Source organism: Polaromonas sp. P1_G2 (assembly GCF_056405515.1).
Window position 1 is genome coordinate 1 of record NZ_JBFUBY010000657.1, and the last position, 647, is coordinate 647.

Sequence of the window (647 nt, forward strand, 5' to 3'; positions counted from 1 at the left end):
GCGCGATCCCTACGATCACGAGCGTGAAGATCAGTGCCATGAAGGTCCAGCCGCCTTCCGACTTCGTATTCATATGCAGGAAGTAGACCATGTGGACGACGATCTGCACGGCGCCGATCAGCATGACGGTGACCGCGAGCAACACCTTGTTCTCGATCATCCCGCCCATTACGAGCGCGAAAGGGATGGCCGTCAGGATGACCGACAGCACGAAGCCGGTCATGTAGCTGCCGAAGGTCCCGTGGCCGGCCTGATGACCGTGGCTATGGGCGTGATGAGCCTCGAGGGCATCCTCGTGTGCAGGTGCTTCAGAACTCATCCGATGACTCCAAGAAGATAGACGAAGGAAAAGACGCCGATCCAGACGACGTCGAGGAAGTGCCAGAACATCGACAGGCACATCAGACGGCGGCGATTGGCTTCATTGAGGCCGTGCATAGAGACCTGGACCATCAGCGTGATCATCCAGATGATGCCGGAGGTCACGTGCAGGCCGTGTGTGCCGACCAGGGTGAAGAAGGACGAGAGGAAGGCGCTACGTGTCGGGCCGGCACCTTCGCGGATCAGATTGCCGAATTCGTAGAGCTCGATGCCGATGAAGGCGGCGCCGAACAGGCCGGTAATCAACATCCAGATGAGGACGCTGC

Annotated in this window: 2 protein-coding genes; both read right to left on the reverse strand. The window is 59.2% G+C overall.

The window, feature by feature from the left end; genetic code table 11:
• A partial coding sequence (cyoD, locus tag AC1D0P_RS26770; protein WP_477679501.1) for a cytochrome o ubiquinol oxidase subunit IV occupies nucleotides 1–319 on the reverse strand: 319 nt, incomplete at its 3' end.
• The coding region (locus AC1D0P_RS26775; RefSeq protein WP_477679502.1) for a cytochrome c oxidase subunit 3 at nucleotides 316–647 on the reverse strand (332 nt) is incomplete at its 5' end. The genes AC1D0P_RS26775 and cyoD, both read right to left, overlap by 4 nt.